General features: G+C 74.1%; 7 protein-coding genes. 4 read left to right on the top strand and 3 right to left on the bottom strand.

Going from position 1 to position 5966, the window contains the following annotated elements; all coding sequences use genetic code 11:
- The 4 genes from J1M37_RS07610 to J1M37_RS07595 all read left to right on the top strand — a co-directional run.
- Nucleotides 1-1411 (top strand): FAD-binding oxidoreductase (locus J1M37_RS07610; protein WP_241250940.1); only part of this gene is annotated, 1411 nt, incomplete at its 5' end.
- Nucleotides 1408-1863 carry an acyl-CoA thioesterase gene (locus J1M37_RS07605; RefSeq protein WP_036314509.1) on the top strand — a complete coding sequence of 152 codons (456 nt, stop codon included), beginning with the start codon at nt 1408-1410 and terminating at the stop codon, nt 1861-1863. The genes J1M37_RS07610 and J1M37_RS07605, both read left to right, overlap by 4 nt.
- Before the next feature lie 65 nt (nt 1864-1928).
- Nucleotides 1929-2771: a GTP pyrophosphokinase gene (locus J1M37_RS07600; RefSeq protein ID WP_036314511.1), complete on the top strand. Its 843-nt coding sequence runs from the start codon at nt 1929-1931 to the stop codon at nt 2769-2771.
- 162 nt (nt 2772-2933) lie between these two features.
- Nucleotides 2934-3731 carry a TVP38/TMEM64 family protein gene (locus J1M37_RS07595; protein WP_020624722.1) on the top strand — a complete coding sequence of 266 codons (798 nt, stop codon included), beginning with the start codon at nt 2934-2936 and terminating at the stop codon, nt 3729-3731.
- Between the two features lie 17 nt (nt 3732-3748).
- Here J1M37_RS07595 and J1M37_RS07590 read toward each other — a convergent pair whose 3' ends face one another.
- The 3 genes from J1M37_RS07590 to J1M37_RS07580 are packed head-to-tail and all read right to left on the bottom strand — an operon-like array spanning nt 3749 to nt 5912.
- Complete coding sequence (locus J1M37_RS07590) at nt 3749-4057, bottom strand: hypothetical protein (RefSeq protein WP_036314546.1); 309 nt, start codon at nt 4055-4057, stop codon at nt 3749-3751.
- A 39-nt stretch (nt 4058-4096) separates the two neighbouring features.
- Nucleotides 4097-4651, bottom strand: a complete 555-nt coding sequence (locus tag J1M37_RS07585) for a TIGR03086 family metal-binding protein (protein ID WP_036339014.1) — start codon at nt 4649-4651, stop codon at nt 4097-4099.
- Nucleotides 4652-4661: 10 nt separating this feature from the next.
- Nucleotides 4662-5912 carry a polysaccharide deacetylase family protein gene (locus tag J1M37_RS07580; protein WP_206452400.1) on the bottom strand — a complete coding sequence of 417 codons (1251 nt, stop codon included), beginning with the start codon at nt 5910-5912 and terminating at the stop codon, nt 4662-4664.
- Nucleotides 5913-5966: the final 54 nt, after the last annotated feature.

Raw genomic sequence — 5966 nt, 5'->3', positions numbered from 1 at the left:
CGCCCCGCCCGCCGACGTCGTCGCCCGCCTGCAGGCGGAGCTGCCCGGCCGCGTGGACGTCTCCGTCGCAGCGCTCGAGGCCGCCCGGGCGGACCGCTCGGGGCATCGCTCCCCCGCCGCGCCGCGGGCCGTGGTCCGCGCACGGACGGTGGAGGACGTGCAGGCCGCGTGCCGGATCGCGCACGGCACCCGCACCCCGCTGGTCACCCGCGGAGCGGGCACGGGGTTGGCCGGCGGCGCCGTCGCGGGGGCGGGCGAGATCGTCCTGGACATGACCGCGATGGACCGGATCCTGGAGGTCTCCCCCGCGGACCGCGTGGCCGTCGTCGAGCCGGGGATCCTCAACGGGGCGCTGAACGCCGCGCTCGCCGAGCACGGGCTGTGGTGGGCCCCGGATCCCGCGTCGAAGGACATCTCCACGGTGGGCGGCAACATCGCGATGAACGCCGGCGGGCTGCTGTGCGCCAAGTACGGCGTCACGCGCGAGGCGGTGCTGGGCCTGGACGTGGTGCTCGCGGACGGCACCCTGCTGCGGCTGGGCCACCGCACCGTCAAGGGGGTGACCGGCTACGACCTGGTCGCGCTGATGATCGGCTCGGAGGGCACGCTCGGCGTGATCGTGGGCGCGACGCTGGCGCTGCGGCCGGCCGTGCGCGGCGTGCCCGTGACGCTCGGCGGGTTCTTCCCGGACGTCGTCGCGGGCGCCGCCGCGGCCGAGGCGATCACCGGGGCCGGTCACGTGCCCGCCCTGATGGAGCTGATGGACGAGGCGACGCTCGCCGCGGTGCGCGCGCACGCGGGGCCCGAGCGCGGGGCCGCCCTGCCCGAATCCGGCGCGTTCCTGCTGGTGCAGGCCGACGGCGCCGGCGCCGAGGCGGACGGGGAGGCCATGGCCGCCCTCATGCGCGCCCACGGCGGGGACGTCACCGTGACCGTGGACCCCGCCGAGGGGGAGGCCCTCATGGCCCTGCGCCGCACCGCGTTCCCCGCGCTCGAGCGCCTCGGCACCCCGCTCGTGGAGGACGTGGCCGTCCCGCGCAGCCGCATGGCCGAGATGTTCGCGCGGATCCGTGAGATCGAGGCACGCACCGGCGTCGCCATCCCCACCACGGCCCACGCCGGGGACGGCAACCTGCACCCGATCCTGCTGTTCGGCGCGGCGGCGCAGGTGGGCGGCGCGGCCGAGGACGCCGCGTCGATCCCGGCGGACGTGTGGGAGGCCGCCGGCGAGCTGTTCCGCGCGGGCCTGGAACTCGGCGGCACGCTCACCGGCGAACACGGCGTGGGCCTGCTCAAGCGCGCGTTCCTGCGAGACGAGCTCGGCGACGCCCAGCACGACCTCCAGCAGCGCATCAAGGCCGTGTTCGACCCGCACGGCATCCTCAACCCAGGAAAGGTGTTCACCCCGTGACGCAGCCGACCACCCCCGAGACCCCCGCCGACGCCGGCACGCCGACCCCGTTCGAGGTCGGGCTGCAGCTGCGCTGGTCCGACGAGGACCGCTACGGCCACGTCAACAACGCCCGACTGCTCACCCTCACCGAGGAGGCGCGCGTGCGCGCCCTGGGCGCGTGGGCCACGACGACGGCGTCCCCGGACGTCCAGCGCGTCGTGCGGTCCATGGAGGTCCAGTACGAGGCGCCCGTGGTCTACGCCGGGCCCGAGGTGACGGCGCGGGTGTGGATCCTGCGGATCGGCCGGACGTCCTTCACGCTGCGCCACGAGCTGTGGCAGGACGGGCGGCGCTGCGTGCTGTGCGACGCCGTGTTCGTGCAGGTGGACCCGGCGGCCGGGCGGCCCGTGGCCGTCTCCGACGAGGAGCGCGCCGCCTTCGAGCGCGTGCTGATCCCCGCCGAGGACTGACGGGCCGCCGTCGGGCCTGTGGACGGCCAACCGTCTCGCAGGATCCCGCCGTAGGCTCTGAGGCCATGGAGCAGGACCCTTCCCCGGACGCGCCCGCGCCCTCGGCGGACGTCGAGGCGCTGCGCGGCACCCCCGTGTCCGAGTTGACGCAGCTCACCCCCGCGGCGTCAGGGGCGCTGGAGCGGCTGCGCCGAGACGTCGAGCGCTTCGACCTCGAGTACCGCTCGGCCCTGCTCCAGGTGGAGGCGCGGCTCGAGGTGCTGCGGGACGAGTTCACGCACCTGCACGACTACAACCCCATCGAGCACATCGTCACGCGGGTGAAGTCGCCGGAGTCGATCCTGCGCAAGGCCTCCGCCCGCGGGCTGTCCCTGGACCTGGACGCGCTGCGCACCAACGTCACGGACATCGCCGGGGCGCGCGTGATCGTCAGCTTCGCCCGGGACGTGTACCGCGTGTTCCGCCAGTTCACGCAGCAGCCGGACATCCGGGTGCTCGAGGTGGAGGACTACATCTCCCGGCCCAAGCCCTCGGGCTACCGCAGCCTGCACTGCCTCGTGCAGGTGCCGATCCACCTGTCCACCGGCACGATCCCGGTGACCGTGGAGATGCAGTTCCGCACGAGCGCCATGGACTTCTGGGCCACGCTCGAGCACAAGATCAACTACAAGTTCGACGGCGGCGTGCCCCCGGACATCGCGACCGAGCTCGTGGCCGCCGCCCGCGTGGCTGCGGACCTGGACACCCGCATGGAGCGCCTGCACGACCAGGTGCAGGAGACCGACAGGGACGACGACGCCGCCGCGGCCTGGGAGGACGACGGCGGTCCCGTCTTCGAGGACGAGCCGGCGGCGGGGCCGGGCGAGGCGCGGCCGGGTGACGACGCGCCCGGCGCGTCCACCGTCTGAGCCCCTCCGTCCACACCCGGCGGGCCGCGTGCACAGGGTTCTCCACAGAGTTGTCCACAGGTGTGGATGAGTCACACGCGTGTGATCCAGCAAAGCAGAGCAGGGCGTGACCGCAGGCCAGGGAGGACATGCGGAGGGAGCGGCTGCCGGTAGCCTGAGCCGATGCCCTCCACCGCCGTGCCGCCGCGCGACTCCGGCGCCGCCTCCACCCTGCCCGCCCGCACAGGGCACCGCGGGGTGTCGATCCTGCGCACCGCCGCCCTCGTCCTCGTGGTGGCGGCGTTCGTGTGGCTGGCACTCACCGTGCGCCTGCCCGGCGTGGACGAGCTGCGCGCCCAGCTGGACGGCTTCGGCTGGTGGAGCTGGCTGGCGTTCACCGTGCTGTACGCGGCCGTGGCGCTCACCCCCATCCCCGTGACGATCATGGCGGTCACCGCCGGTGTGCTCTTCGGCGCGATCGAGGGGACGGTGCTGTCCGTCGTCGGAGCCCTGCTGGGCTCGCTCGGGGCGTACGGCATCGCGCGCGCGGTCGGACGCGAGGTGGTCCTGCGCGGGCTCGGCCGCCACGCCGAGACCGTGGAGCGGCGGCTCGAGGACACCGGGTTCCTCGCCCTGCTGGCCCTGCGCGTCGCCCCGGGGCTGCCGTACTGGCCCGTGAACTACGGGGCGGGCGCGCTCGCCGTGCCGCTGGGGATCTTCGCCGGCTCCACCGCGGTCGGCGTGATCCCCGGGCAGCTCTCCCTCGTGGCGATGGGGGCGTTCGCGGTGCGCCCGGGCGTCGTGAACGGCGTGCTGCTCGGGGTGGGCTGGCTCGCCGTGGGCGGTCTGACCCTGTGGGCGGTGCGGCGCTGGCGACGGGCAGCCCGGGCCGCGGAGGGGCCGGCGGGCTCGGAGGGGCCGGAAAGCCCGCGGAGTGGTCAGGACACGCCGTCTCCGCGTGCGCGACGCGGCGTGTCGTGACCACTCTGCGCCGGACGTCAGCCGAGGGTTGTGTACCGCACGCCGAACTTGCTGCTGACCTGCAGGAACACGAGCACGTCCGTGCCGCGCGCGTAGGCGGGCATGCCGTACCAGGTGCGGGGTTCGAGCTCCGGGGCCGCCTCCGTGACGATCCGGTGCACCCCCACCGCCATGGCGCGGTCCTGCTCGGGCATCTCCTCGATCTTCACCAGCAGGTCCTGCAGGGCGTCGGCCTTCTTCCTGCCGCCGCGCTGGGCGCGCAGCTCCTGCGCGCGCTCGGCGATCGCGGCCTGCTCCGCGGCGCTGAAACCGGTGGACTCGCTCACGGTGCCTCCTGGGGTGCGGGGACGGGTCCTGCCCTGGTCTCAGCCCCGACGGCCCAGGCGACCGAGCAGGCGGGTCTGCCGGTCGGCGTCGTCGGCCACGGGGACGGGCTCGCCCAGGATGCCGGGCGTGTAGGCGGCGTCGCCGAACAGTTCCAGCGACTCCTCCACGCAGTCGATCTCCGCGTCCGTGAACCGCGCGTCCACGCCCTGCGAGCGGGCCAGGTCCCAACGGTGCACGATCACGTCGAACGCGTGGAAGCGGATCAACGCCTCGCCCACGGGCATCTCCCCGAGCGCGGTCTTCATGGGCCGCATGATGAACTCCTCGTCACCGGCGAGGGCGGACATGGCGGCGGCGTGCTTGGCCCACTGGGTGGCCAGCTGCTGGCGGGACCCGTCGAAGAGGGGCACCTCCCGGCCCTGGCGGGCGGCGAAGTCGCGCTGGCCGGCGATCACGTGGTCCAGCAGGTCCAGCGCGTCCCAGCCCTCACACGGGGTGGCGGCGTCCCAGTCCCGCACCTCCCGGACGACGGCGGTGAACGGCTCGGCGGCCGCGTTCCAGCGGGCCTCGACCTCGGTGGCGGGGATGGACATGGTGCTCTCCTCAGGGTCGCGGGGTTCTCGGGGCCGCGGCGGGCGACGACGGCGCCGGGCTCGGCTTCTTCGGGCCGCGGATGGACTCGGGGCGGGCCGGGTCCAGGACGGACCGGGGGTCGAAGAACTCCTCCAGCACGGGCCGCTCGCCCGAGACGGCCGCGGCGAGGCTGATGCCGTCCACGTTGATGCGCGAGCCGCGGTAGTAGCCGGGCTCGAGCTGGCCCCACGCCTTGGAGGTGCCGTCCACGAGGAAGAAGGAGCGGTAGCCGAGCTCGCGGAAGTAGCGGTACCGCTCGTTGTCCTCCGTGTACTTGCCGGGGCCGGTGACGTCCGCGCCGAACGGGTAGATGAGCATGTCCGTGGGGCCGAGGATCGGCTCGACCTCCTCGTGCCAGTGCCTCATGTCGAACTCGAGCTCCTCCATGGTCAGCTTCGGCACCGTCCGGTGGCCCCACGTGTGGGAGGCGAACTCCCAGCCGCTGTCCTTGAGCGCGTCGGCGACCTCGGTGGCGGCCGCGACGTCGGCGTCGAACGTGGGGCTGTCCCCGAACTCGCGGGCCGAGGTGCGGTAGCCGAACACGCCGTCGTAGCCGGTCATGGCCAGCACGCCGCGGGCGCCGTTGAGGCTGAAGTCCGGGTGCTCGGCGAGGAAGTCGTCCAGGCGCGGGACGACGTCGAACGCCCCGACGTGCGTGGTGCCCTCGGCGTCCGTGTACTCGTTGCGGACGCGGCCGTCCTCGGCCACGATCAGGCGGTCCGCGAAGCCGTCGCCGTCCATGTAGAGGTAGTACGAGCAGTCGTCCAGGGAGAGGATCAGCGGGGTGCGACCCTCGGGGACCATGAGGGTCTTCGGGCGGACGACGTCGTCCTCGCCCACCTCGTACAGCTCGTGCGGGGAGACCAGCACGTAGCCGCGCTCGTAGACCTGCCGGATGACGGCGTCGAACTCGTCCACCGTGACCATGAAGTCCAGGTAGCCGCCGGCCTTGTCGTCGCCATCGAAGGCGCGGGCCGGGTCCACCACGAGGGAGTGGAAGAACAGGTGCGGAACCCGGGCCACGTCCGGCCAGGCCACCGGGTCGCCGGCGGGCGGCGGTCCAGCGGGGGCGGCGGAGGTGGGCGCGGACGAGGTCGGCACGGACGACGACGCCGCGTCCTCCCCGTCCTGCCCGCAGGCGGCCAGCAGTCCCGATCCGAGCAGGGCGGAACCGGCCAGGAGCAACTGTCGGCGGGTCGGCTGCGGCACGGGCGGGGGCATCGGGCACCTTTCTCCGGGGGCACCCATCATCCCAAGGCCGCCCGGCCCGAGACC

Source organism: Micrococcus sp. KRD012, assembly GCF_017168555.1.
Classification (GTDB): domain Bacteria; phylum Actinomycetota; class Actinomycetes; order Actinomycetales; family Micrococcaceae; genus Micrococcus; species Micrococcus luteus.
The sequence above is the reverse complement of the archived record's forward strand: the minus strand, read 5'-3'. Positions and strand labels throughout refer to the sequence as shown.

Excerpts from the sequence above, each read along its gene's own strand:
- J1M37_RS07600 (WP_036314511.1), top strand. The coding sequence starts at position 1,929 with ATGGAGCAGGACCCTTCCCCGGACGCGCCCGCGCCCTCGGCGGACGTC.
- J1M37_RS07595 (WP_020624722.1), top strand. The coding sequence starts at position 2,934 with ATGCCCTCCACCGCCGTGCCGCCGCGCGACTCCGGCGCCGCCTCCACC.
- J1M37_RS07585 (WP_036339014.1), bottom strand. The coding sequence starts at position 4,651 with ATGTCCATCCCCGCCACCGAGGTCGAGGCCCGCTGGAACGCGGCCGCC.
- J1M37_RS07580 (WP_206452400.1), bottom strand. The coding sequence starts at position 5,912 with ATGCCCCCGCCCGTGCCGCAGCCGACCCGCCGACAGTTGCTCCTGGCC.